We start from the raw sequence: 24,274 nt of genomic DNA on the forward strand, positions 1-24,274 counted from the left end.
ATGTCGTTCTCCACGATCGTCCGTCAACACACCGCGGCGCTGCGGGCGCTGCTCGTGCTCACCGTGCTGCTGGGCCTGGCCTACCCCGCGCTCATCTGGCTGGTCGCTCAACTGCCGGGCCTGCGTGACAACGCCAACGGCTCGATCATCGAAGTCGACGGAAAAGCCGTGGGGAGCAGCCTGATCGGCCAGCTCTACACCGACGCCGACGGAAATCCGCTGCCACAGTACTTCCAGGGCCGGCCGTCGGCCGCAGGCGACGGCTACGATCCGATGGCCACCAGCGCCGGCAATCTCGGGCCCGAGGACATCATCGACACCCCCGACCGGACGAGTCTGCTCACCCAGGTGTGTGAACGCAGCAAGGCCATCGGCGAGCTCGACGGCGTCGATGGCGCGCGCCCGTTCTGCACCGGCGGCGGGGTCGGGGCCGTGCTGTCGGTCATCGGACCGCGTGGCGCTGACGGCAACGTCACCAACCCGACCACGGTCGTCAGCGTCAACGAGCCGTGTGAGATCACGGACCGCCCGTTCCTCGACGACTACGAGGGCGTGCGTGTCCAATGCGCTGCCGCGGGAGAGGATTACCGCCTCGGGCAGATCGTGCCGATCCGCGGCAGCGCCTCCGCCCGCCCGGAGGTGCCCGCCGACGCGGTCACCGCGAGCGGTAGCGGTCTGGACCCGCACATCTCGCCGGCCTACGCCGACCTGCAGGTCGACCGGGTCGCGGCGGCACGGGGCATCAGCCCTGAGCAGGTCCGGACCCTCGTTGCCGCCCACACCCAGGGACGCACACTCGGCTTCCTCGGCGAACCGCGGGTCAACGTCCTCGAACTGAACGTGGCGCTCGACGGCCTCGAGTGACTGGGCCAACTGCGTCGCAAGCTCGAGGACGACCCCGCCCACCCCGTCCATCTGTTGACCGAGGCGGTGATGGGCTACCGATTCCGTCCGTGAACAGACCCGCGGGGTGGCACGCCGCCCTCGGTGAGGTCGGTGCCGCGCGTCTCGCTGACCCGCCAGATCGCCACAAGGCTCACCACACCGCAGCCCGCGGCCAGCGCCACCAACGGTGTCCGCGAGATCCCGTCCGCCATCAGGCTGCTGGCGATCAGCGGGGTGAAGCCGGCGCCGAGCAGGGCGGCGAACTGGTAGCCCATCGAGGCGCCGGTGTAGCGCACCCGCGTGCCGAACATCTCCGAGAACAGCGCGCCCAGCGGGGCGTACATCAGCGACTGCAGCACCTGCGCGATCACCATCGCCGCGGTGAGCAGCGGTACCGAGCCGACATCGATCAGCGCGTAGAACGGCCATGCGTAGCAGACGATGCCGATCGCGCCTGCGACGATCACCGCCCGTCGCCCGACCCGGTCCGACAGCGCTGAGAACAGCGGAATGGTGACCAGCGCCGTCGTCGACGTGAAGATCAGCGCGGTCATCACGTCGGTGCGGTGGTATCCGATCCCGGTGGCGTAGCTGATCATGTAGGTGCTGATCAGCGCCGTGAGCGCGAAAGGGCCGATCCCGACCGCGCAGGCGAGGACCAGGTTTCCCGGGCTTCGCAGCACCTCGACGAGCGGAGGGCCTTCCGGGCGGGCGCCGGCCCGTTTCGCCTCTTCGAACACGGGACTCTCCGTGATGGACAGCCGCACATAGATCCCCAGCGCGAGCAGCAGCAGGCTGACCAGGAACGGCACCCGCCAACCCCAGGACATGAATGTTTCGTCCGGCATGAGGGTGATCGCGGTGACGACGGCCACCGACAGCAGTGAGCCGATCGGCGAACCCATCTGCATCACGCCGTTCCACGCGCCGCGGCGGTGCGGTTCGGCATATTCGGTGACCATGAGCGTCGCCCCGCCCCATTCGCCGCCGATCGCCACACCCTGGATCACGCGCAACGACACCAACATGATCGGGGCCGCGACACCTACCGCGGCGAACGTCGGCAGCACCCCGACGAGGAAGCTCGCCACCCCCATCAGGGTCATGGTCAGCACCAGCATCGACTTGCGGCCGATGCGATCACCGAAGTGTCCGAACAGGATTCCGCCGACCGGGCGGGCGACGTACCCCGCGGCGAGCGTGCCGAAGGCCGCGATCGTGGCCACAGCGGGGTCGGAATCGGGGAAGAAGATGGTTCCGAAGACGAGCGCGCTCATCGTTCCGTACACGAGGAAGTCGTAGTACTCGATGGCCGTGCCGAGCAGGCTCGAGATGGCGACCCGGCGCAGCAGCGCCGGATCCGACCTCGACGTGTCGTCCATGCGTTGGCCCTTCGTTTGGTCGCGGGTCACCCCAATCCTGGCGTCCGCCGCTTCACCGACGGGGTGGAATCCCATTCATCGAGAAAGTGCTGTGTGCGGTTGTCGAACGGCTCTAACCTGCAAGCGATGGACAGCGCGGTGGCCAACGTGAGCCGTCGGGAACGGGTCGTCGCGGCTGCCCTGCACCTGGCGGCGGACGGCTACGACGCGGTGCACATCCGGACCGTGGCCGATCTGGCCGGCGTGGCGCCGAGCACCGTGTACCAGTATTTCGCCTCGAAGGACGACCTGCTGGTGGCGTCGCTGCACCGGTGGCTGTCGTTGTGTCAGGCGGACGCTCGGGCGCAGCTGCATCGGATCGGGGCGCCGTATGACCGGCTGGTGCACCTCTCCGATCTCCTGACCCGGCGGTTGTGGGCGCAACCGCTACTCGCGGACGCCGTCACGCGCGCCTACCTGTGCGCGGACAGTGTCGCGGCCACGAACGCGGGTCTGGTGCGCGCCCTGCTGAGTCACATGCTGGCGTCGGCGATGGGGCGCGAACAGCCGACGACTCGGCAGCGGCAGATCGGTGACCTCGTCGCCGACATCTGGGCATCGGCCATGTTGGCGGTGGTCCAAAACCGCGCCACAGCAGACGATTCCCGTATGCGGTTGCAGAAGACCATCGAGGTGATCGCCCGACACGATGCCGAAGCCGGCCTCGCGACAGCCCACAGTGCGGCAGTCTGAGCGCCGCGAAAACCCCCGAAGCGAACTGAGGAGCCCTACATGACCGACAAGATGGAACTGCAGGAACTGCCGACGCCGTCGGGGACGATGCGCTACTACGACACCGGTGAGGGACCGACGGTGCTGTTCCTGCACGGGTCGGGCCCCGGCGTCACCGGATGGCGGAACTTCCGCGGCATCCTTCCCGCGTTCAGTGCTCATTTCCGTTGCCTCGTCCTGGAATTCCCGGGGTTCGGGGTGAGCGACGACGCGGGTGGACATCCGATGATCGACGCGCAGGCCGCGGTGGCGCCGTTCCTCGACGGCCTCGGGGTCGATCGCGTGGACATCGTCGGCAACTCCATGGGTGGTGGTGTCGGCATCAACTTCGCCATCCACCACCCGGGCCGGCTTCGGCGATTGGTGACCATCGGCGGCATCGGTACGAACGTGTTCAGCCCGGGGCCCAGCGAGGGCATCCGGCTGTTGCAGGAGTTCACCGAGGATCCGACGCGGCAGCGGTTGGTCGACTGGCTGCGGTCGATGGTCTACGACCAGGAGTTGGTGACGGAGCAGCTGATCGAGGAGCGCTGGGAACTGGCGACCGATCCGGAAACGCTGGCCGCCGCTCGCCGCATGTACGGCAAGGCGGCGTTCGCTCAGATGATGGCGTTCATGCGCTCGTCGGACGCCCCGCTGCCGTGGGCGCAGATGCACAAGGTCGCCGCCCCGACGTTGCTCACCTGGGGGCGCGACGACCGGGTCAGCCCGTTGGACATGGCATTGATCCCGATGCGCACGATCCCCAACGCGGAACTGCACGTGTTCCCGAACTGCGGGCACTGGGCCATGATCGAGGCCAAGGCGGCATTCGAGGCCGCGGTGCTGTCGTTCCTGTTGCGAGAGTGAGTGTTACCGCGCGGTGTCACGGAGCCTTGAGGAGCGCGAAGCCCTTGTAGCCGGCCTCGGCGACTTCGGCGCAGATGTCGAGGTAGACCCCGAAGCCGCCGATGAAGAGCATGAACACGCGCGGCTTACCGGGCACGTTGGCGCCCATGTACCAAGAGTTCGCCTGTGTGAACAACGTCGCCTCGGCCCGTCGCGAGAGTTCGGCACCCCAGTCGTCCACCGCCTGCGGGGTGGCTTCGATAGCCGCGTAGTCGTGGCTGTCCAGATAGTCGATGCAGTCCGATATCCAGTTCACGTGGGCCTCTGCGTGCAGCACCATGTTGGCCAGCACCGCCGGTGCGCCGGGTCCGGAGACGATGAACATGTTGGGGAAGCCGTCCACGCCCAGCCCCAGGTAGGTCCTCGGTCCGTCCCGCCAGTCGTCGGCCAGTTTCTCACCGTTACGTCCGGTGATGTCCATCTTGGCCAGTGCCCCGGTCATCGCATCGAAACCCGTTGCCAGCACGATGACGTCGACGTCGTAATGCGCAGCGGAAGTGTTGATCCCGGCCGAGTCGACGGATTCGATGGGGGTCTTGCGGACGCTGACCAACTCGACGTTGGGCCGGTTGAAGGTCTGGAAGTAGTTGGTGTCGGTGCAGATTCGCTTGGTGCCGATCGGGTGGTCGTTCGGGATGAGCAGATCGGCCACCTCGGGGTCGTCGATGACGGCGCGGATCTTCTCCTCGTAGAACTTGCGGGCCTCTTCGTTGGCCTGCGGGTCGATCATCTGGTCACGGAAGGTCTTCGAGAACAGCACACCACCGAGCTCCCAGCGCCTCTCGAAGGCCGCCTTGCGCTCCTCGGGGGAGACCTCCATTGTCAGCTTCGGGTGCGCGATGTGCGGTGAACCACCGCCGCTGCGCCACGACAGTCGCCGCCGCTCGTCGTAGTTGGCCTTGACCGTGGCGACATCCTCTGCGGTGAGGGGCCGGTTGCCCGCCGGCACACTATAATTCGGCGTCCGCTGGAACACGTAGAGCCGCGCGGCCTGTTCGGCGATGATCGGGATCGACTGGATGCTAGACGACCCGGTGCCAATGACGGCGACCCGCTTGCCGGTGAAGTCGACGTCCTCGTGCGGCCAGTCCGCGGTGTGGTAGACGTCGCCCGCAAACGTGTCGAGCCCGGGAAACTGCGGGGTGAGCGCCGCCGAGAGCGGCCCGGCCGCCATGATGCAGAACCGGGCGGACAGCACCGTGCCGGTATCGGTGGTCACCGTCCAACGCAGCGCGTCCTCGTCGAGAACCGCAGAGGTGACGTTGGTGTTGAACGTGATACCGGACCTCAGGTCGAGCTTGTCGGCCACCCAATTGATGTAACGAAGGATCTCCGCCTGCGTGGCGTACTTCTCGCTCCAGGTCCACTCCTGCTGCAGCTCATCGGAAAACGAGTAGCAGTAGTCGACGCTCTCGACGTCACAGCGGGCGCCCGGGTAGCGGTTGTAATACCACGTGCCGCCGACGTCGGGAGCAGACTCGAACACCCGGACGGTCAGCCCCTGCGAGCGCAGCTTGTGCAGTGCGTAGAGCCCCGCGAAGCCGGCGCCGACGACCACCGCGTCGACCTGGTTGGGCAACTGATCAGCCGAGGTGTCCACGACGATCAAAGCTAGGCCCGGCCTGCCGGTGCGCGGAGGGGTCCGTCCCGGTCAACGGACGTCGCATTCCGGATGCGCACGGTGGGCCCCCATGATCGCCGACGTGGATTCCGTGCGACTCACCGTGACCGACGTCATCGAGGAGAGCCACGACGCGCGCTCACTGGTGTTCGCGGTGGCCGACGGCGCCGGTTTCGACTACCGGCCCGGTCAATTCCTGACGTTGCGGGTGCCCGGCGGGCAGGGCGGCGCGGTGGCCCGCTGCTATTCCCTGGCCAGCTCCCCGCACACCGACGAAGCGCCCAAGGTGACGATCAAACGGGTCGACGGTGGGTACGGGTCGAATTGGTTGTGCGACAACGTGACTGTCGGTCAGATGATCGAATCGCTGCCGCCGTCGGGGATGTTCACCCCCGAGAACCTCGACCGCGACCTCGTGTTGTGGGCCGGGGGAAGCGGCATCACCCCGGTGATGTCCATCCTGAAGTCGGCGCTGGCGGTCGGCCACGGACAGATCACGCTCGTCTACGCCAACCGCGACGAGCGGTCGGTGATCTTCGCCGCCGAACTGCGCGATCTGGCCGCCAAGCACCCGGGCCGGCTGACGGTGGTGCACTGGCTCGAATCGGTCCAGGGACTACCCCGCCAGGACCACCTCGCGGCGCTGGCCCGGCGGTTCGCAGGCGGGGAGGCCTACCTCTGCGGCCCGGCGCCGTTCATGGCGGCCGTTCAGGCGGCGCTGGCCGACGCGGGCGTGCCCCGCGACGCCGTGCACACGGAGGTCTTCCAATCGCTCACCGGTGACCCGTTCGCCGAGGTCGCGCCGGTCGAGACCGGAGCCGACGACGACGCCGAACTGGAAGTGGAGTTGGACGGCAGCCGGCACCACCTCCGGTGGCCCCGCCGCGCCACGCTCGTCGACGTGATGCTCACCGCGGGCCTCGACGTGCCGTACTCGTGCCGCGAGGGGCAGTGCGGATCCTGCGCGGCCACCCTGGTCAGCGGACAGGTCGACATGCCCGACACCGAAATACTCGAGCCCGAGGACATCGAGGCAGGCACGATCCTCGGCTGCCAGGCGCGTCCGGCGTCCGACGAGGTCCGCATCGAATTCTGACCGGCACTTCCATTGAACGGGATTCGACCACGAGCGGCGCACGATACCGGTAGACCATCGATGACAGCCTCACGAGAAAAGGACGCCTCATGACCGAGCGGGTAATCGACCGGGTGATGGAACTGGCCGACCAGTTCCGCGAGCAGGCCGTCGAGGCCGAGAAGATCGGCAAGCTCTCGGACACCACCGTCAAGAGCATGAAGGCGGTCGGCAACATCCGCCTGTTGCAGCCCGCCGAGTACAACGGCTACGAGGTGCATCCGCGGGAGTTCGCCGAGACCGTGATGGCCACCGCGGCGCTGGATCCGGCGGCGGGGTGGGTCAACGGCGTGGTGGGCGTGCACCCGTACCAGCTGGCGTACGCCGATCCGCGGGTGGCCGCGGAGATCTGGGCCGACGACGTCGACACCTGGATCGCGTCGCCGTACGCTCCGCAGGGCGTGGCCAAACCCGTCGACGGCGGCTACCTGTTCAACGGGCGGTGGCAGTTCAGCTCCGGCACCGACGCCTGCGACTGGATCATCCTGGGCGCGATGGTCGGCGACGCCGACGGCAGGCCGGTGATGCCGCCGCAGATCCTGCACATGATCCTGCCCCGCAGCGACTACGAGATCGTCCACGATTCGTGGGACGTCGTCGGATTGCGCGGCACCGGGTCGAAGGACGTCATCGTCCGTGATGCGTTCGTCCCGGCCTACCGCACCATGGACGGCCTGAAGGTGATGGACGGCTCCGCGCAGCTCGAGGCGGGGATGACCAAGACGCTGTACAAGATGCCGTGGTCGACGATGTTCCCGCTCGGGATCAGCTCCGCGACCATCGGGATCTGTGAGGGGGCACTGGCCGCACACCTGGACTATCAACGCGAACGGGTCAACGCCAGTGGCGTCGCCGTCAAGGACGATCCGTACGTGATGTACGCGATCGGTGAGGCCGCCGCCGACATTCAGGCGTCGCGCCAGGCGCTGCTGGCCAACGTCGACCGCGTCTACGACATGGTCGACGCCGGTGTGGAGGTGACCTTCGCCGACCGCGCCGCAGTACGCCGCGACCAGATCAAGGCGGTGTGGCGGGCCGTGGCCGCCGTCGACCAGATCTTCGCCCGGTCAGGTGGCAACGCCCTGCGTATGGACAAACCGCTGCAACGGTATTGGCGTGACGCGCACGCCGGCGTCGCCCATGCGATCCACACACCCGGCACCATCTACCACGCGTCCGCATTGAGCTCGCTGGGGGTCGATCCTCAGGGTGCGCTGCGGGCGATGATCTGAGGGAGAACAGATGACAACGTTGAAGAGCCTGGGCTACGTCACCGTCCAGACCGCCGACATCGACCGGTGGCGCCACTTCGCCTTCAAGGTCCTGGGCTTCGCCGAGGGCAGCGGCCCCGACGACACGTGCCTGTATCTGCGGATGGACGAACGGGCGGCCCGCATCATCGTCAAGCCCGGTGACGCCGATCGGATCGTCACCGTGGGCTGGGAGGTCCGCGACCACGCCGCGCTCGAACAACTCAAGCGTGACCTGGACGCGGCAGGCGTCCCGTTCAAAGAACTGTCGCTGGAGGAGGCCGACGCCCGCCGGGTCGAGGAGGTCATCGCGTTCGAAGATCCCGCGGGCACCGCACTCGAGGTGTTCCACGGTGCGGTGCTCGACCACAGCCCCGTCGTGACGCCGTTCGGGGCCCGCTTCGTCACTGGCGCACAGGGGCTGGGCCATGTGGTGCTGCCAGCACTGGATGTCAACGGGGTGTTCGAGTTCTACACCGAAGTCTTGGGTTTTCGGTCGCGCGGCGCGTTCCGGGTGCCGGTGCCGCCGGAGTTCGGGCCCGTGCGGGTGCGGTTCCTCGGCATCAACGAGCGCCACCACAGCCTGGCGATCTGTCCGGCGCAGACCGTGCGCGACCCAGGCCTGGTGCACATGATGGTCGAGGTGGACAGCCTCGACACAGTGGGGCAGGCGCTGGACCGCATCGCCGCCGACGGCTATCAGTTGTCGTCGACACTGGGCCGGCACACCAACGACAAGATGGTGTCGTTCTACGTCCGGGCGCCCGGCGACTGGGACATCGAGTTCGGCACCGAGGGCATGCGGGTCGACGAAACCTATTACACAGCAGAGGAAATCACCGCCGACAGCTACTGGGGCCACCAGTGGGTGGGCGACCTCCCCGCCGCGATGAGACCATGACGGCCGGCGACGTCCGCCCAGTCCCCGCTTCGTCGATCACCTCCTGGGACCACGAGGCCGACGTGGTGATCGCGGGATACGGCATCGCCGGTGCGGCCGCGGCGGTCGAGGCCGCACATGCCGGCGCCGACGTGCTGGTGCTCGAACGCACCGGATCGTGGGGCGGGGCCGCGAGCATGGCCGGCGGGTTCATCTACCTCGGCGGCGGTACGGCGCTGCAGAAGGCGTGTGGATTCGACGATTCCGTCGACAACATGGCCACATTCCTCAACGTGGCCATGGGCCCCGGCGCCGACACCAACCGCATCGCCGACTATTGCGAGGGCAGCGTCGCTCACTTCGACTGGCTCGTCGAATGCGGCGTGCCGTTCAAGGCCGAATTCTTCGGTGAGCCGGGCTGGGAGCCGATGGGCGACCAGGGGCTGATGTACAGCGGCGGCGAGAATTCGTATCCGTTCAACACGATCGCCACGCCGGCGCCGCGCGGTCACGTGCCGCAGATGTCGGACAAGAAGCAGGGCGAGTCCAGCGCCGGCTACATGCTGATGAAGCCGCTCGTCGAAAGGGCAACGGCCGCCGGGGCGCGGGCGCTCTACGACGTTCGGGTGCAGCGCCTCGTAGTGGAATCCGACGGACGGGTCGTGGGTATCTGCGCGCGGCAGTACGGCGCCGACGTCGCGATCCGCGCGCGCCGCGGAGTGGTACTGGCCACCGGCAGCTTCGCCTACAACGACGCGATGGTGGCGCAGTACGCCCCGCGGATAGCCGGCCGTCCCGCGGCCTCGATCGAACAACACGACGGCCAGGCCATCCGGATGGCCCAGGCACTCGGAGCCGATCTGGCGCACATGGACGCCACCGAGGTCGCGATCTTCATCGATCCGCAGCAGTTGGTGCGCGGTGTCCTGGTCAACGAGCGCGGCCAGCGCTTCGTCGCCGAGGACACCTACCCGGGCCGGGTGGGCCAGCTGACGCTGTATCACCAGAACAACACCGCATACCTGATCATCGACGGCGACGCGCAGGACGAGGCGATGGCCTCACTGTCGCCCCAGCTGATGCTGCGGCCGCCGACGTGGGTGTGCGAGACCGTTGCCGAACTGGAAGCCGAGATCGGATTGGCGCCCGGGTCCCTGCAGGCCACCATCGCCGCCTATAACGAGGGGGCGGCGCGCGGTGAGGATCCGCTGCTGCACAAGAAGCCGCAGTGGTTGCGTCCGGTCGGTTCCCCGGTCGGAGCGATCGATCTGCGGGAGAGCACCGGCGGATTCACGCTCGGCGGTCTGCAGACCTCGCTCGACGGGGCGGTGCTGCACGTCAGCGGAGAGCCGATCCCCGGCCTGTTCGCGGCCGGGCGTTCGACGGCCGGGCTGGCGGCCTGGGGTTACGCCAGCGGCGTCTCCCTCGGCGACGGCAGCTTCTACGGCCGCAGGGCAGGTCGGTCAGCCGCCAAGGCCTGACACGCCTGCGATTTGTGCACGATTTCGCGCGGTGGGCGCGCGTTTTCGTGCACAAATCGCCCGCTTACTCGAAGGTGATCACGACCTTGTCGGCCGCGCCGGGCGTGGCGACGCACTGCAATGCCTCCGCGAGCTCGTCGAAAGCAAACGTGTGACTGATGATCACGTTGTACTTCTCCCAGTTCTCGACGATGTCCTTGGTGACCTCGAAGATCTCGGTCGGATATCCCATCGATCCGACGATCGTCAGTTCATTGCTCATGACGTTCATGAAGTCGATGCTGATGGGCTCCTTGTGGACGGCGACGACGCCGAGCTTGGCGCCGCGTTTGGCAGCGCCGAAGGCCGCGTCGATCACGGCCGGCACCCCGGCCGCATCCAGGAAGATGTCGGTGCCTGCCCTGTCAGGCCACATCGAATCACCGGGCCCGTGGAGTTCGATCAACCGCGCGGTCAGGTCCTCGTCGTGAGAGTTGATGACGGCGTCCGCACCGACCTTCAGCGCCTTGTCCAGCCGCTCCGGCAGGATGTCGGCCACGATCACATGCCGGACGCCAAGGGATTTCAGAGCGATGGTGATGCCGAGGCCGATCGGCCCCGCACCGAAGACCACCACTTGGTCACTCTGCCGGGGCGCCACCTGGTTCACCGCGTGACGTGCGACCGCCATGGGTTCGTTGAGCGCCGCGACCTCGTACGGGATGTGGTCGGGCACGACCTCGAGGCTCACACCGCGCACGGCATCCTTGATGAGCAGGTAGTCGGCCAGCGCGCCGGTGGACCCGCCGTTGCCGATGATGTCGTCGGCCAACGCCATCGGATTGACCACGACCCGGTCACCGACGGCGACACCGCTCACCTCGCCACCGACGTCGACGACCTCACCGGCCGGCTCGTGACCGATCGGCATATGCCCTTGCCGCGGCGGTAGACCGCCGATGGAGATGTACAGGCTGTCGGATCCGCAGATGCCGCAAGCCCGAATACGCACCAGGACGTCTCGAGCCCCGACGGTGGGCGTCGGCACCTCGAGGACCTCGGTCTTCTCGGGAGCGGTGATGATGGCTGCTCTCACTGGGAGTTCCCTTCTCGTCGATGTTGTCGAGCTCAGAACACGCTGTAGCCGCCGTCGACGATCAGCGCAGATCCGGTGCTGTAGGACGCATTGCCGCTGCACATGTACAGGATCGGACTCGCGATCTCGTCCGGTTCGGCGAACCGGCGGAGAAGGATGTGGTCCTCCTGGTCCTTCTTGATATCGGGGACGAGGTCCATCGGTGCGGTCATCCGGGTGGCCACGACTCCGGGGACGACGGCGTTGACCCGGATACCGTCCGCGGCCCATCGCGCCGCGAGGTTCCGAGTCAACGCCAGTACGCCTGCCTTCCCGGACCCGTACCCGGGCACCACCGGTACGGCGCGTATCGCAGCCATCGACCCGAGCATCACGACGCTCGCGCCGCCAATGGCTTTCGACGCCTTGAGCGCACCGTGCAGGCGTTCGGTCAACCGGAAGGGCGCCAGCAGGTTGAGTTCCACCGATGCGGCGAATCCGTCCGCGGTCGCTTCGTCGAGGCCGCCAGGGAAGTTGGCCCCGGCGTTGTTGATGAGGATGTCCAACTCGGTGAACGAATCAGCCAATGTCACAACGCTGCCCGGGTCAGTGAGCGCCAACTGGCGATAGTCCATCCCTGACAAGTCGGCGTCGTAGTCTTCGGGTGCCGCCTTGGTCCCGGTGATCGTGACATGTGCACCGCTGTCGCGCAGCAGCGATGCCGTCGCGTGTCCGATGCCGCTCGTGCCGCCGGTGATCAGTGCGGTCGCGCCGGTGAAGTCGAACAGAACCCGGTTGATCATGACAGTCCCTTGATCTCTTTGCGCAGCCAGGCCGCTTCCCAGAAATTCGTGCTGCCCTGCAGCAGTGCCTCGTGCGCCGCGATCAATACCTGCCGGGCAGCGTTGTCTCCGGGATGGACCCGGTACACGATCTCGGCCAGCCGAATCGCCCGCACGGTGTCGCCGGCTGCCAGCAGGGTCCGAGCCCGTTCGAGAACCGGTGCCACACCGGCCAGTTCGAGTAGGTCGGCATCGGCGCGGTCCGGGCTGTCGGCATAGAGTTCGGTCGTGGAACGATGATGGAACCAGCCCGCGTAGGTCTCCCAGATCGCCCGGATGTTCCACCGCACCATGCCGTAGCCTTCTCCGACTTGGAGTTCGGGCGGCAGCACGACTTCGCGCATCAGGGTGTGAACGTCCTTGCCGGCGTTCATCCCTTCGACGGTTTTGTCGTGGATGTAGGTGACGGCGTCGCGTAGCCGAGTCAGCTCCCATTCGATCCGGTCTTTCCCGACGATCGGGCCGAAATGGCCGGTGAGCAACGTCTCCGCGCCCAGCGCGCGGACCCGGTCGATCGATTCCGCCACCGTCAGCGCGTCCCGGTAGCGGTCACCGCGCATGGTGACCAGATTGGGGATGTGTCCGAAGAGCGCTCCGAACACGTTGCCGCACAGACAGACACCCTCGTCAGGTAGCCACACCACCAGGCTGTCGGTGGTCTCACCGCCCGGTGTCGCGTACAGCTCCAATCGGCGGCCACCCAGTTCGAGGGTGAGCTCTTCTTCGAAAACGATCGTCGGCTCCGGCACGCTCTGGGGCGGCGGGGGACCGAATCGTTGCGCGGTGCGCGTGATCGTGTCCATCACTTTGTCGACCCACGCGAAGGAGGAGTTCTGCGCGCGGAAAGCCGCCAGCACATCGTTGTCCCGCCGCCACGTCTCCCAGTTCGCTTGGGCCACGATGTCGCTGTCGGGATCGGCCACCGAGTCGATGCCGCCGACGTGGTCGACGTGTCCCTGCGTGAGGATGACGTAGCGGATCGGTGCGGTGTCGATGGCGTCGTAGTTCGCCCGATGCACCGGACCCTCGAAGCCCATCCCCGTGTTCAGCACGATCCGGCCCTCGCCGGTGGTCAGCAGGTACGAGTTGGACAGCCCTGGGGAGAGCCAAATTCCAGGGCTGACCTCCTCGGCCGGCGCGCCCGCGCCGAGGATGTCGTCGCCGCCAGGACGGCTCAGATAGACGGGTTCGTAGTCGGTCATGCTTCCTCGCGAATGTCGAAGCGGTCGAAGTAGAAGCCGAAGCGCGAACGAATCTCGTCCGGAGACCGTCCGAAGTGGCCTTTCAGCTCGTACTGCAGCCGGCCGTGCTTACCCCGTGGGTTGTCATCGAGGTAAGCGCGGAACGCCGTCTGCGCCTCCGCGGAGAACTCCGTCCCGTTGGCGGCGTACAGCCTCTCCAGGATCGACAGTTCGTTCCCGTTGAGTTGGTGGAAGGAGATGTCCAGGCTGCGCTCGGCCGCGACCAACTCCCGGTCGCGCACACACGCCTGCAGCAGCCGTTCGATCCGGTCCACCCAATAGTCCACCAGGCCGTATGGGTCGATTTCAGTGCGACGGATGCGATCCCCGTACGCCAGCATGGTGACGGCAGATTGGATGACGGCGACCGGATCGCGGTGGGTGAACGCCACGGTCGCGTCGGGGAAGGTGCGAATCAGTGGCCCCAGTTGTTCACAGTGTTGGGGCGATTTGAGCACCCACTGCCGCGGTCCGCGCAGGAAGGTCAGCGCCTTGAGGATCGTGCGCAGGTATCCGTAGTGCTCGTCCTGGTTCAACCCGAGATAGAAGTCCCGCCACTGCGGAACCCGGCCGTGCCATTCCAGCACGTAGCTCGCGAAGTCGAGATCGAGGAGCTCGACCTCCTCCTCGATGGCCTGGGGGAATCTGTCGTGCATCGCCTGCACCAGCGGGGTCATCATCATCGCCGACTGGTGTTCCGCGACGCTTCGGGTGAACCTGGGGTCGACGCCGTTGACGTCGGCTCCCTCGCCGCGCAGCGGGAAAGGCTCCTGGCTCTCCCAGTACGGCAGGGCGCGCCGGCGTGCATCCGAGGCGATGAGATTCACGAGATGGGTGGTCCCCGAGCGCGGAAGGCCGACGACGATGATGGGCCGTTCGATCTCGATGTCGTGGATCTCGGGATAACGGCGCAGCAGATCGGTCAACAGCAGCCGTTGCGACAGCAGCCGGACGATCCGATTCTGCAGGATGAGTCGGTTGAGGTTCGTGTTGCCGCTGTCGGCATCGGCGGCTCGTGCGTAGGCGTCGAGCCGTGGCCTGAAGTCAGCCGCCCCGAAATCGTCCAGCCCTGTGTACTCGATCGCCCTGCCGATGAGTACCTCCGGAGTCAGGTCCACAGCCAGAGACTCCGTGTGCTCCAGGATCTCTCGCTGCGTCGCAGTGAGAACCGGGCACGTCAGATCCTCGATGACCAGGGCACTGTCGGGCATTCGGGCTCCTCCCGCTCACCGTGAGGCGGTGACGAATATTCGTTGTAGTGTCTGATATGTGAACGCTTCCAAGCTAGGACCGCCTCGCGAAACCGGTCAAGACCCGTCGCCTCCAACTCGCCGCGTCGTCGCCGTCGTCGAACTGCTCGCACAGGCGTCCACGTCACCGCTGACGCTCGCCGAAATATGCCGTGAGCTGCGGATCAGTCGATCCACCGGATACGCCATCCTGAGCACGCTGTGTTCGGCCGACTGGGCTGTCCGCGACCCGCTCAGTGGGAGGTACACCCTGGGCGCCGGCCTGCCGAGCACGCCGGTCAACACGCCGGTGTCGCGAGTACTGCGTGAACCCCTGCGTCGACTCTGTTCAGCGGTCGGGATGGCCGCCTGTGTCTCCGAGGTCCAGGGCGGCTTCATCGCCGTCATCGAATCGGCGGCGCCCAACTCCGGGCGAGCCCAAGTGCAGGCCGGGCAACGGCTGCCCTTCATCGCACCGTTCGGACGTGAGTTCGTCGCGTGGGCGCCGACCGCAACGCGCCGGGAGTGGCTGGACGCGGCAGGTCCGGTCAACGACGCCTATCGCGCACGTATGCCCGAGGTACTCAAGGAGATACAGCGACGCGGATATGGCATCGAGCGGCTCAGCGGGCCCCTCGTCAAGGTGTACACCGCGCTGCTGGCGCTGGAAGACGGCAACGAGCCGGACCCGGTGGCAGCACGACTGGCCGGCGCCGTTGCCGATCTGACGATCGTCGATGTGCTGCCCGACGAGATGGCGCAGATCGAGCAGTGTCGGATCGCGACCATCTCCGCGCCGATCTTCGACGGTCAGGGCAACGTGGTGATGTCGGTGTCTGCGCAGCCCTACCGGCAGCTCACACAGCAACACGTTCGCCGTATCGGCGATCAGGTGATCGAGTTCGGCGAGCATGTCAAATCGCTGATTGCACAACAGCTTCTGCCTGCCGACGCCAACCCTGTCACCCCGGCGTCCCGATGAGCGGACATCTTCGGCTACCCCGATGGTCGGCGACCCTACTGTCCGGTGCGTAGCCCACCGGCGCCACCCATCGACTCGTGTGGGCACCAACGGAGGTCCCACGCATGTCTGAGACACGACTTCTCTACAACCCGTTCACGCCGGAGTTCCAGAACGAACTGTGGGATGTCTACCGCACCATGCGCGACGACCACCCTGTATACCAGGACCCGAACGGCGAGTTCTACGCGCTGACCCGGTTCGCCGATGTCTGGGCCGCCGCGGCCGATCACGAGACGTTCTCCAGCCGTGTGGCGGAGGCGAACGATCTACTGCCCCAGCTCATTTTCATCGATCCGCCGCGGCACGGCGCGCTGCGCAAGCTGGTATCCCGGGCCTTCACCGCGCGCCGGGTGACCGCCATGGAGGACACGATCAGGAAGTGCGTCGAAGCGCTACTCGACGACATCGCGACCAAGGGTGTCTGCGAATTCCAGCACGACTATGCGGCGGTCATTCCCAGCGTCGCGGTGGGCGGGATGATCGGCCTCGACGAGCAGTACCTCGCCCCCATGCGCACCTGGACCGAGGCGTTCATCGGCCTGAACACCGACAGGGCCCTCGAAGCCGCCATGAACATCTATGCGATGTTCGCGGAATTGCTCGCGGAACGCCGTCGCAGCCCGCGAGACGATCTGATGACCGCACTACTCAACGCCGAGATCGACGGTGAACGGCTCCGCGACGAAGAACTGCTCGGCTTCTGCCTGCTGCTGGTGTTGGGCGGCAACGACACGACAGCCAGCTTGATCGGCTCCGGCCTCGTCCTCCTCCTGCGCCACCCTGAGCAGCTCGACCTGGTGCGCCGCGACCCGTCACTGTGGCCATCGGCGATCGAGGAGACGAACCGGATGGATGCGCCCACCCAGGCGCTGCCTCGGACCGCCACCCGCGACGTCGAGCTCCACGGCGTCACGATCCCGGCCGGCTCTCGGGTGATGCTGGTGTGGGGCGCGGCCAACCACGACGAACGCGAGTTCCCTGATCCGGAGCGATTCGATGTCAGGCGAGGCGCGAAGCGTCACGCCTCGTTCGGCCACGGCGCACACTTCTGCATGGGCTCCGGGTTGGCGCGACTGGAGGCCCGCCTCGCCTTCGCGGAGTGGTTCACACGATTTCCCGAATGCGCGCTGGCAGACGAGCCCACACGCGTCACGTCCAGCTGGGCCCGCGTCTTCGAGTCCATTCCGCTGCGGCTGGGATGACGCCGTCGCCGAGCGCGTGCTCGGAATCTCCTCCGGCCAACTGTGTGACAGCGCGCACATCTATGTGATACAAACAGGCATATTCCTAATAGGAATACTTCTGTTTCTGCCGCAAGGAGGCGTCATGACCACAGCCCCGGTCAGCCCGGAATCCACCACCCCCAGCGCGGTCATCGACCGGGTGTCGCTGGTCCTCGACGCATTCGACGGGCCGGGCAGGCTGACGCTCGCCCAGATCGTCCGGCGCACCGGGCTGCCCCGGTCGTCGGCGCACCGCATGCTCGAGCGTCTGGTTCAACTGCGCTGGCTGCGCCGCAACGGCCGCGACTACGAGCTCGGCATGCGGCTGGTGGAACTCGGGTCTCTGGCCGTGCACCAGGATCGGCTGCACCGCGCGGCGACACCGCTGCTGCACGATCTGCACCGCGCCACGGGGTTGGTGGTGCACCTCGCCGTCCTCGATGGCGCCGACGTGGTGTACCTCGAGAAGATCGGCGACCGGATGGTGGCCGCAATGCCGAGCCGGGTCGGCGGCCGCCAGCCCGCGCACTGCACCGCGATCGGCAAGGCGCTGCTCGCCTACAACTCCGATGCGTGCGATGACGTCGATCTGACCAACCGCCGCACCAAGTACTCCATCGGCAGCGCTGCACAACTGGCCACCGAACTGGCCAAGACGCGCGCCCACGGTGTCGCGTTCGACCGCGAGGAAGCGCTGCCCGGCTTCGGCTGTGTCGCCGCGCCGATCGGCGCGCCCGGTGAGGCCGTCGCCGCGCTGTCGGTGTGCGGTCCGCTGAGCCGCGTGGCGTTCGACCAGCGCCTCGCCGCCCCGGTCCGGATGACCGCAATGGGTGTGTGGCGCAACGTCGAAGGCGGACCGCAGCGGGTGGCGCCGACCCTGCAGCAGGTGCGTCCGCTGCGCGGCGGCCCTACCCCGCGCCCGGCCCACGAGTCGGCTGCCCTGCAGCTCGCATGAGCGGGGAGCTCGATCCGCAGATCGCCCAGATGATCGAGGCGCTCGACAGCGGCTTCCCTCCGGTACACACCATGACCGGCGCGCAGGCGCGGGCCACGATCCGCTCGCGGTTCGTGGCGCCCGCCGCACCGGAGGAGGTCGCCGGAGTCGAGGACCGGTTGGTCGGTGGACCCGACGGCGCCATCCCGGTCCGGATCTACCATCCGGTCGGCGCCGCCGCGGGCTCCCTGCCCGTGCTCGTCTACGCCCATGGTGGCGGGTTCGTGTTCTGCGATCTGGACAGCCATGACGGGCTGTGCCGGAACATCGCCAATCGCACCGCAGCCGTTGTTGTTTCGGTCGACTACCGACTGGCTCCCGAGTATCCGTGGCCGGCCGCGGCCGAGGATGTCTACGCGGTCACGCGGTGGGTGTCCGACAACTGCGCCGCTATCGGCGCCGACGCCGGCCGCATCGCAGTGGGCGGCGACAGTGCGGGGGGCAACCTCGCGGCGGTGACCGCGCTGATGGCCCGTGACCGCGGTGGACCTGCGCTGGTCGCCCAGCTGCTCGTGTACCCGATGATCACCCCAGACTTCACCACCGAGTCGTACCGGCTCTACGGCGCGGGGTACTACAACCCGGCCGAAGCCCTACGGTGGTACTGGGATCAGTACGCGCCCAAGGACTCCGACCGCACCGATCCCTACGTATCGCCGCTGCACGCCGATCTGCACGGCCTACCACCGGCCGTCGTGGTGATCGCCGGTCATGATCCGCTTCGCGACGAAGGTCTGCGATTCGGTGAGGCGCTGGTCGAGGCGGGCGTGCCGACAGTGGTGCGCCGGTTCGACGGGGGCATCCACGGGTTCATGACGATGCCGAGTCTGCAGATCGCTCAGGCGGCTCGTGCCCAGCTGTGTCGTGACGCTTCGGCTCTCCTGACGGGGGTGCCGGCCGGTGGCTGAGGTCTTCGTGATCGACGAGGTGGTGACGCGCCCCGGACGCACGCGCGAGTTCGTCGACGCCTACCTGACCGGATACGCACCAGGCGCCCGTGAGCGCGGAATGACGCTGCAGCAGGTGCTGGTGAGTCCACCGATCTGGTTCGAGGATCAACCCAACACCGTCACAGTGACGTGGTCGCTGCCCAGCGCCAGGGCGTGGTGGGAGATGACGTGGCAGGGACGGCCGGACCCCTCGGTCGGTGAATGGTGGGCCGGGATCGACGAACTCGTCACCGAACGCAGCCGGAGCGTTGCCGCCGAGGCCGACGATGTGGACGGGCTCTGCGATGTATAGCGTCATCCGCTTGGTCGACGTGGTCGACGAAGACCGGGACGCGTTGGCCGCCGAGTTACGCCGCGGTGCGAAACCTTTCGACGCCGACCACGTGATCGTCGAACCGACATTGCCGGGGGTGCGCAACGGCGGCGACATCCTGGTGCATCTGCGGTTCGACGACCTGACGGCCCGATCCGATGCCGTCGCGAAGCTCGACGAGCTGTTGCGGCGGCCGGCGGTCCGCCATTACAACGGCGCGACCTACAGTGGCGAACCGACTCCAGGCGCGGACGGGACCGGCACGGTCTATCGCGCGCTGCTGCTGCGGGTGCGTCCGGGAACCACTGAGGAGACCGTCCGCAGCTTCGAGGACGATCTACGGCTCCTCCCCCGCTACGTGCGAAGCATCCACTCCTGGCAGCTGAGCCGGGTGGAGGACGCCGTCGGCACATCTCCGTGGACGCACGTGTTCGAGCAGGAGTTCACCGACGTCGACGGGTTGATGGGCCCGTACCTCATGCATCCGATCCACTGGGCGTACGTCGACCGATGGTTCGACCCGGAGTGCCCCGACATGATCGTGCAGGATCGGGTGTGCCACAGCTTCTGCCGAAACGCCTGAAGATTGCGCTCAGGGCTGTCGTTTCGGCCGAGACAGCAGCCATGAGCGCAACCTCTCTACCCGACGGCTACAGTCCCGCCGGCAGGATATTCGGATTTGCGGTCGCCGGCGGCTCCAATGGAGGCAGTAGCTCGCCACCGTCGAGACTGTGCACCGGCAGCCCCTGCGACCACGGGTAGTGCAGGCTGAACGCCACGAGCCCGGTACGTTCGGCCGCGGGCAGATGGCACATCGCCAGCACGGTCTCCGCGAGATACTCGACGGGTTCGGTCGGGAACGTGTCCGGAATCAACTGCGAAGCACCGGGAGTGCGCACGGCCGTCGACGGGCCCACGCAGTTCACCGCGATGTTGTCGTCGAGCACCTCGGCCGCCAAACCCTGGGTGAACCGGTGCAGCGCCGCCTTCACCGATGCGTAGATCACGTCGCCTGAGGACTTGTTGTATTCGCGAAACGGCCGCACCGGCGCCAGCCCCGTCACCGATCCGATGTTGACGATCCACCCCGCACCCTGCGTCCGCATGTGCGGGATCGCGCACTGCGACAGCACGAACGGTGTCCGCAGATAGTGTTCGACCGTGCGGTCGAAGGTGTCCATGCCCATGTGCTCGATCACCGAGTAGTCGGCGTACCCGGCGTTGTTGACCAGGATGTCGAGGCGGCCCGTGCGCTCGAGCACCTCGTCGACGAGGCGCAGCCGCTGTTGCTGATCCTCGAGATCGGCGGCCACGCCGTAGGCGGTTCCGCCTGCCGCCTCGATCATCTCGACGGTCTCGCCGATGGTGCCCGGCAGCGCCGCCGCCGCACCGGCGCGGACCGATGGCGAAGGCGTGTACGAGCGCGCGGTCACCACCACCGAAGCCCCCTCCGCGGCCAGACGCTGGGCGATCGCCCGGCCGATCCCGCGGCTGCTTCCGGTGACCAGCGCCGTCTTACCGCGAAGCAGCATCGGATCCGGCCTTGCCGAGTAGGAAGTGCTCCTCGATGGGCGCCCGGTGCTGCTGCCACACGTCGACCAGGCGATACGGGGTGGCGACCACCACCCGCCCCGACCCGGAGCGGTAGTACGTATGGGCGTTGGGGGTGTGACACCACACGGTCCGCGACATCGCCTCATCGATGTCGGCGACGTAGTCGTCGTAGGCCTCCTGCGTCACCTCGATGGTCGTCGCGCCTCGTAACGCCATGAGCTGCAGGCATTCCACGATGTAGTGCGCCAGCACCTCCATCGAGAAGTTCGCGCCCGCGCCGTGGCCGGGACTGTAGTTGGGCGCCGAGGTGATGAACAGGTTCGGGAATCCCGGCACCGTGCCGCCGCGGTAAGCGCGGGGGCTGTCGCCCCACTCCTCGCGCAGCGTCCGGCCGCCGCGGCCCCGAATGTCCATGGTGGACAGGAAATCGAGGTGGTAGCCGGTGGCGTAGACGATGACGTCGAGGTCGATCTGTCTGCCGTCCTGGGTGACGATGCCCATGGCGTTGACCTCGGCGGGTTCACTGGCCTCGACGTCGACGTGATCGCGGGTCAGCGCGGCGTAGTAGCCGCCCGGGTCACGGATGATCCGCTTGCCGTACGGCGCGAAGTCCGGCGTGACCTTCTTCGCCAACTCCGTTCCCTCACCGAACATCTGGTTGATGTACTCGGTGCACATCTGCAGCAGGACGTCGTTGGCCGGCGAGATCGACAAGTGCGTCTCGGACCACTCCGGATCACGCAGGATCACGGGATAGTTGTTGTCGGCCGTGGCCCAGTAGGACTTCACCCGGTGCCAGTTCGCGTAGTACGGCAGGCGGCGACCGAGGTAGCGACGGTACTCGGGCACGTCGTCGGAGAGCCGTTTGCGCGGCGCCACCCAGTGGGGCTGGCGCTGGAAGACGGTCAGATGCGCGACCTGGTCGACACAGGCGTCGACGATCTGCACCGCGGTGCAGCCGGCGCCGATGATCGCCACCCGCTTGCCGGTCAGGTCCAGCGACGGGTCCCACTGCGCCGAATGCACGCTGACGCCCGCGAACGTCTCGCGGCCGGGGACCTCCGGCCACCGCGGGCGGTTGAGGTATCCGGCGGCGGTGATCACCACGCGCGAGCGGCTGACGCTGCGGTTGCCGTCGTGGTCCACGGCGTGGATCTGCCACTCCTGGCGGTCCTCGTCCCACCACAGCGCCTCGACCTCGGTGTTGAACCGGGTGTGCTCCCGCAGCCGGTACTTGTCGGCCAGCGACACCAGGTATGCCTGGTACTCCGCGCCCTGCGGATAGTAGTTCGTCCAGTCGGGATTCACCTCGCGCGACAGCGAGTAGTACGCCGACGGGGTGTCCACGCCGATGCCGGGGTACTTGGTGGTCAGCCAGGTGCCGCCGACCTCGTCGTTGCGGTCGAAGATCTCGAACGACACACCCGCGTCGGTGGCGGCAAGCGCGGCGACGATACCCGCGATACCCGCTCCGATGATCGCCACGGTGGTCTCCGCCGGTATCGGCACGTCACGCGGCAGAGTCGGTTGCGAGAGCTGAAAACCGCCCTGTTCCAGCAGCAGTGGGACGAACTCGTCGTCGACGTCCGACCCCAGCGCCGCCGGCAGCAGCCGAGCGAACAATTCGGAGTCGTCGGCGGCAAGTCCGCCCGACCGTGGCGTGTCGAGGGCCTCGACGATACGGCTCACCAGGGTCGCCATGGTGTTCGGATCGGTGACCCCGGCCCGTTCCGGAGGGTCGGGCACATGCGAGATCGCCGGGGCGAACTCGTCGACCACCGAGGCGTCGCCGGTCAGCTGGGCCAGCACCGCCACCAGCACGCCCGGGTCCGCCTGCACCAGGTGGTTCCTCAGCTCCGCATCATCCGTCACGCCCCGAGTATCTGGTCGTCGCCGCAGACCGGGCACCGTCCTGCCTACTGAGCGGGACAGCGATCCGTGCCGGGCTACCGGCCGTGTTTACGTTGCTTCATGGATGCTGCCACGGACCTGCTCATCGCGCAGGCACGCAGTCACACGCTCGGTGACATCCCCCGCCGGTCGGCGCGTCGACAACCCGACAAGACAGCGATCGTCGACGGTGACGTGGTCCTGACATTCGCCGAATTCGAGCACCTGGTCGACCGAGCTGCGGCAGCGCTGCGAGACAACGGTTTCGGACCGGGCGACCGCGTCGCTCTGCTGTCCCACAACTGCTGGCAGTACGCCGTCCTCGCCTTCGCGACCGCGCGCGCCGCGGTGGTGCTGGTGCCGATCAACTTCATGCTCACCGCCGAGGAGATCTCCTTCCTGCTGGCGCACAGCAAGGTTCGTGGGTTCCTCGTCGAGGCGGATCTGACGCCGACGGCGGAAGAAGCGATGCGGCTGGGTGGCGCGGTCGGGACGAAGGTTGCGTTGACGACCGGCGGGCCGCCGCCGACGGGTTGGGACGACTTCGCCCACTGGCTGACCACCGAATCTCCCGCACCCCGACCACAGATCGACGATGACCAGCTGCTGCGGCTGATGTACACCAGCGGCACGGAATCCCGGCCGAAGGCGGTGATGCACACCAGCCGCAGCCTGATGTGGCAGTACGTCAGCACCATCGTGGCCGGCTCGATGTCCGGTGACGACGTCGAGATCCACTCGCTGCCGCTCTACCACTGCGCACAGCTGGACAACTTCCTCGCCACCGACATCTATCTGGGCGCGACCAGCATCATCCTGCCCCGCCCCGACCCCGAGCTGGTCCTGCGCACCATCGAGCGCTACGGCGTCACGAATTACTTTGCCCCGCCCACGGTCTGGATCAGCCTGTTGCGCTGTCCGATCTTCGATCAGGTCGATCTGTCCAGCCTGCGCAAGGGGTACTACGGCGCGTCGGCGATGCCGAATGAGATCCTCGGCGAGATCCGCGAACGCCTGCCCAACCTGCGGTTGTGGAACTTCTACGGCCAGACCGAGATGGCCCCTCTGGCGTCGGCGCTGGGACCCGACGAGCAGGACGCCCACGCGGGGTCCGCCGGACGCCCGGTGGTCAACGTGGAGACCACCATCCTCGACGAGGATGATCAACCCGTCGCTGCGGGCGTTGTGGGTGAGATCGCCCACCGCAGCCCGCACCTCATGCTCGGCTACCTCGACGACGCGGCCAAGACCGCGGAGGCATTCCGCGGCGGGTGGTTCCACTCCGGTGACCTCGGCTTCTACGACGAGCACGGACTGCTGCACGTCGTGGACCGCAAGAAGGACATGATCAAGACCGGTGGGGAGAACGTCGCGAGCCGGGAGGTCGAGGAGACGCTGTACCGGCACGGCGGTGTACAGGAGGCTGCCGTCTTCGGGCTGGCCGACCCGGTGTGGGTGGAGACGGTGGTGGCCGCGGTGGTGTTGCGCGACGGCGCCAGCGTCACCGAAGACGACATCATCGCGCACTGCCGGCGGCACCTCGCCGGCTACAAGACGCCCAAACAGGTCTTCTTCGTCGACTCCCTGCCGAAGAATCCCAGCGGCAAGCTACTCAAACGCGATCTGCGTCAACGATTCAGCGCCGCACACAGCCACTGAGAGGACAC

The 24,274-nt window shown here is 67.2% G+C and carries 22 protein-coding genes and 1 pseudogene; 15 read left to right on the plus strand and 8 right to left on the minus strand.

The genetic code is table 11. From position 1 onward, the window contains the following. Entirely contained in the window at positions 1-864 is an 864-nt protein-coding gene (locus G6N30_RS19085; protein ID WP_134058041.1) for a potassium-transporting ATPase subunit C, read from the plus strand. Continuing rightward, positions 865-957: pseudogene (locus G6N30_RS19090) on the plus strand (DNA-binding response regulator); the annotation flags it as partial. Here the strand turns inward: G6N30_RS19090 and G6N30_RS19095 are convergent. After that, positions 939-2,342, minus strand: coding sequence for an MFS transporter (locus G6N30_RS19095; protein ID WP_134058043.1), 1,404 nt, complete (start codon positions 2,340-2,342; stop codon positions 939-941). The pseudogene G6N30_RS19090 and the gene G6N30_RS19095 sit on opposite strands and share 19 nt — an antisense overlap. 51 nt (positions 2,343-2,393) lie before the next feature. On the opposite strand from G6N30_RS19095, the gene G6N30_RS19100 reads away from it, so the two are divergent. After that, the gene (locus tag G6N30_RS19100; protein ID WP_134058045.1) at positions 2,394-2,999 is read left to right on the plus strand and encodes a TetR/AcrR family transcriptional regulator; all 606 of its coding nucleotides are present in this window, start codon (positions 2,394-2,396) and stop codon (positions 2,997-2,999) included. A gap of 39 nt (positions 3,000-3,038) precedes the next feature. Then, a complete protein-coding gene (locus G6N30_RS19105; RefSeq protein WP_134058047.1) occupies positions 3,039-3,887 on the plus strand; it encodes an alpha/beta fold hydrolase in 849 nt (282 codons plus the stop codon). A 16-nt stretch (positions 3,888-3,903) separates the two neighbouring features. On the opposite strand, the gene G6N30_RS19110 is transcribed toward G6N30_RS19105, so the two are convergent. After that, the gene (locus G6N30_RS19110) at positions 3,904-5,526 is read right to left on the minus strand and encodes a flavin-containing monooxygenase (RefSeq protein WP_407664665.1); all 1,623 of its coding nucleotides are present in this window, start codon (positions 5,524-5,526) and stop codon (positions 3,904-3,906) included. A 91-nt stretch (positions 5,527-5,617) separates the two neighbouring features. On the opposite strand from G6N30_RS19110, the gene G6N30_RS19115 reads away from it, so the two are divergent. From G6N30_RS19115 to G6N30_RS19130, 4 genes are all read left to right on the plus strand, one after another. Further along, positions 5,618-6,643, plus strand: coding sequence for a ferredoxin--NADP reductase (locus G6N30_RS19115; RefSeq protein ID WP_134058051.1), 1,026 nt, complete (start codon positions 5,618-5,620; stop codon positions 6,641-6,643). 89 nt (positions 6,644-6,732) lie between these two features. Next, the gene (locus tag G6N30_RS19120) at positions 6,733-7,914 is read left to right on the plus strand and encodes an acyl-CoA dehydrogenase family protein (protein ID WP_134058053.1); all 1,182 of its coding nucleotides are present in this window, start codon (positions 6,733-6,735) and stop codon (positions 7,912-7,914) included. 10 nt (positions 7,915-7,924) lie between these two features. Then, positions 7,925-8,833, plus strand: a complete 909-nt coding sequence (gene bphC / locus G6N30_RS19125; RefSeq protein WP_134058055.1) for a biphenyl-2,3-diol 1,2-dioxygenase — start codon at positions 7,925-7,927, stop codon at positions 8,831-8,833. Beyond that, the gene (locus G6N30_RS19130) at positions 8,830-10,293 is read left to right on the plus strand and encodes an FAD-dependent oxidoreductase (RefSeq protein WP_134058057.1); all 1,464 of its coding nucleotides are present in this window, start codon (positions 8,830-8,832) and stop codon (positions 10,291-10,293) included. The genes bphC and G6N30_RS19130 overlap by 4 nt, the downstream gene beginning before the upstream one ends. 64 nt (positions 10,294-10,357) lie before the next feature. On the opposite strand, the gene G6N30_RS19135 is transcribed toward G6N30_RS19130, so the two are convergent. The 4 genes from G6N30_RS19135 to G6N30_RS19150 are packed head-to-tail and all read right to left on the minus strand — an operon-like array spanning position 10,358 to position 14,641. Then, positions 10,358-11,368 (minus strand): zinc-dependent alcohol dehydrogenase, encoded by a 1,011-nt coding sequence (locus G6N30_RS19135; protein ID WP_134058059.1) that lies wholly within the window; start codon positions 11,366-11,368, stop codon positions 10,358-10,360. A gap of 32 nt (positions 11,369-11,400) precedes the next feature. Next, positions 11,401-12,150: an SDR family NAD(P)-dependent oxidoreductase gene (locus G6N30_RS19140; RefSeq protein ID WP_134058061.1), complete on the minus strand. Its 750-nt coding sequence runs from the start codon at positions 12,148-12,150 to the stop codon at positions 11,401-11,403. Further along, on the minus strand, positions 12,147-13,391 hold the full coding sequence (locus tag G6N30_RS19145; RefSeq protein ID WP_134058063.1) for an MBL fold metallo-hydrolase: 1,245 nt from the start codon (positions 13,389-13,391) through the stop codon (positions 12,147-12,149). Before G6N30_RS19145 ends, G6N30_RS19140 begins: the two co-directional genes overlap by 4 nt. Further along, a complete protein-coding gene (locus tag G6N30_RS19150; protein WP_134058065.1) occupies positions 13,388-14,641 on the minus strand; it encodes a sulfotransferase family protein in 1,254 nt (417 codons plus the stop codon). The genes G6N30_RS19145 and G6N30_RS19150 overlap by 4 nt, the downstream gene beginning before the upstream one ends. A gap of 58 nt (positions 14,642-14,699) precedes the next feature. Here G6N30_RS19150 and G6N30_RS19155 point away from each other — a divergent pair, with 58 nt between their 5' ends. The 6 genes from G6N30_RS19155 (at position 14,700) to G6N30_RS19180 (ending at position 19,746) form a co-directional block, all read left to right on the plus strand. Further along, positions 14,700-15,641: an IclR family transcriptional regulator gene (locus tag G6N30_RS19155; protein ID WP_134058067.1), complete on the plus strand. Its 942-nt coding sequence runs from the start codon at positions 14,700-14,702 to the stop codon at positions 15,639-15,641. 104 nt (positions 15,642-15,745) lie between these two features. After that, positions 15,746-16,885, plus strand: coding sequence for a cytochrome P450 (locus G6N30_RS19160; protein ID WP_134058069.1), 1,140 nt, complete (start codon positions 15,746-15,748; stop codon positions 16,883-16,885). A 124-nt stretch (positions 16,886-17,009) separates the two neighbouring features. Next, positions 17,010-17,861 (plus strand): IclR family transcriptional regulator, encoded by an 852-nt coding sequence (locus G6N30_RS19165; RefSeq protein WP_134058071.1) that lies wholly within the window; start codon positions 17,010-17,012, stop codon positions 17,859-17,861. Beyond that, positions 17,858-18,808, plus strand: coding sequence for a LipP1 family hormone-sensitive lipase (locus G6N30_RS19170; RefSeq protein WP_134058073.1), 951 nt, complete (start codon positions 17,858-17,860; stop codon positions 18,806-18,808). The genes G6N30_RS19165 and G6N30_RS19170 overlap by 4 nt, the downstream gene beginning before the upstream one ends. Beyond that, entirely contained in the window at positions 18,801-19,142 is a 342-nt protein-coding gene (locus G6N30_RS19175) for a hypothetical protein (protein WP_134058074.1), read from the plus strand. The genes G6N30_RS19170 and G6N30_RS19175 overlap by 8 nt, the downstream gene beginning before the upstream one ends. Continuing rightward, positions 19,135-19,746: a Dabb family protein gene (locus G6N30_RS19180; protein ID WP_134058076.1), complete on the plus strand. Its 612-nt coding sequence runs from the start codon at positions 19,135-19,137 to the stop codon at positions 19,744-19,746. The genes G6N30_RS19175 and G6N30_RS19180 overlap by 8 nt, the downstream gene beginning before the upstream one ends. 67 nt (positions 19,747-19,813) lie before the next feature. On the opposite strand, the gene G6N30_RS19185 is transcribed toward G6N30_RS19180, so the two are convergent. After that, positions 19,814-20,695 carry an SDR family NAD(P)-dependent oxidoreductase gene (locus G6N30_RS19185; RefSeq protein ID WP_134058078.1) on the minus strand — a complete coding sequence of 294 codons (882 nt, stop codon included), beginning with the start codon at positions 20,693-20,695 and terminating at the stop codon, positions 19,814-19,816. Next, complete coding sequence (locus tag G6N30_RS19190; RefSeq protein WP_134058079.1) at positions 20,679-22,589, minus strand: flavin-containing monooxygenase; 1,911 nt, start codon at positions 22,587-22,589, stop codon at positions 20,679-20,681. Before G6N30_RS19190 ends, G6N30_RS19185 begins: the two co-directional genes overlap by 17 nt. Positions 22,590-22,688: 99 nt before the next feature. Here G6N30_RS19190 and G6N30_RS19195 point away from each other — a divergent pair, with 99 nt between their 5' ends. Next, positions 22,689-24,266: an acyl-CoA synthetase gene (locus G6N30_RS19195; RefSeq protein ID WP_134058081.1), complete on the plus strand. Its 1,578-nt coding sequence runs from the start codon at positions 22,689-22,691 to the stop codon at positions 24,264-24,266. Positions 24,267-24,274 lie beyond the last annotated feature (8 nt).

The organism is Mycolicibacterium litorale (assembly GCF_010731695.1).
GTDB lineage: Bacteria > Actinomycetota > Actinomycetes > Mycobacteriales > Mycobacteriaceae > Mycobacterium > Mycobacterium litorale.

Bases quoted from the DNA above. Each gene is read 5' to 3' on its own strand.
- bphC (WP_134058055.1), top strand. From the start codon at position 7,925: ATGACAACGTTGAAGAGCCTGGGCTACGTCACCGTCCAGACCGCCGAC.
- G6N30_RS19120 (WP_134058053.1), top strand. From the start codon at position 6,733: ATGACCGAGCGGGTAATCGACCGGGTGATGGAACTGGCCGACCAGTTC.
- G6N30_RS19170 (WP_134058073.1), top strand. From the start codon at position 17,858: ATGAGCGGGGAGCTCGATCCGCAGATCGCCCAGATGATCGAGGCGCTC.
- G6N30_RS19185 (WP_134058078.1), bottom strand. From the start codon at position 20,695: ATGCTGCTTCGCGGTAAGACGGCGCTGGTCACCGGAAGCAGCCGCGGG.
- G6N30_RS19150 (WP_134058065.1), bottom strand. From the start codon at position 14,641: ATGCCCGACAGTGCCCTGGTCATCGAGGATCTGACGTGCCCGGTTCTC.
- G6N30_RS19085 (WP_134058041.1), top strand. From the start codon at position 1: ATGTCGTTCTCCACGATCGTCCGTCAACACACCGCGGCGCTGCGGGCG.
- G6N30_RS19095 (WP_134058043.1), bottom strand. From the start codon at position 2,342: ATGGGATTCCACCCCGTCGGTGAAGCGGCGGACGCCAGGATTGGGGTG.
- G6N30_RS19105 (WP_134058047.1), top strand. From the start codon at position 3,039: ATGACCGACAAGATGGAACTGCAGGAACTGCCGACGCCGTCGGGGACG.
- G6N30_RS19100 (WP_134058045.1), top strand. From the start codon at position 2,394: ATGGACAGCGCGGTGGCCAACGTGAGCCGTCGGGAACGGGTCGTCGCG.
- G6N30_RS19165 (WP_134058071.1), top strand. From the start codon at position 17,010: ATGACCACAGCCCCGGTCAGCCCGGAATCCACCACCCCCAGCGCGGTC.
- G6N30_RS19195 (WP_134058081.1), top strand. From the start codon at position 22,689: ATGGATGCTGCCACGGACCTGCTCATCGCGCAGGCACGCAGTCACACG.
- G6N30_RS19160 (WP_134058069.1), top strand. From the start codon at position 15,746: ATGTCTGAGACACGACTTCTCTACAACCCGTTCACGCCGGAGTTCCAG.
- G6N30_RS19140 (WP_134058061.1), bottom strand. From the start codon at position 12,150: ATGATCAACCGGGTTCTGTTCGACTTCACCGGCGCGACCGCACTGATC.
- G6N30_RS19115 (WP_134058051.1), top strand. From the start codon at position 5,618: ATGATCGCCGACGTGGATTCCGTGCGACTCACCGTGACCGACGTCATC.
- G6N30_RS19145 (WP_134058063.1), bottom strand. From the start codon at position 13,391: ATGACCGACTACGAACCCGTCTATCTGAGCCGTCCTGGCGGCGACGAC.
- G6N30_RS19130 (WP_134058057.1), top strand. From the start codon at position 8,830: ATGACGGCCGGCGACGTCCGCCCAGTCCCCGCTTCGTCGATCACCTCC.
- G6N30_RS19180 (WP_134058076.1), top strand. From the start codon at position 19,135: ATGTATAGCGTCATCCGCTTGGTCGACGTGGTCGACGAAGACCGGGAC.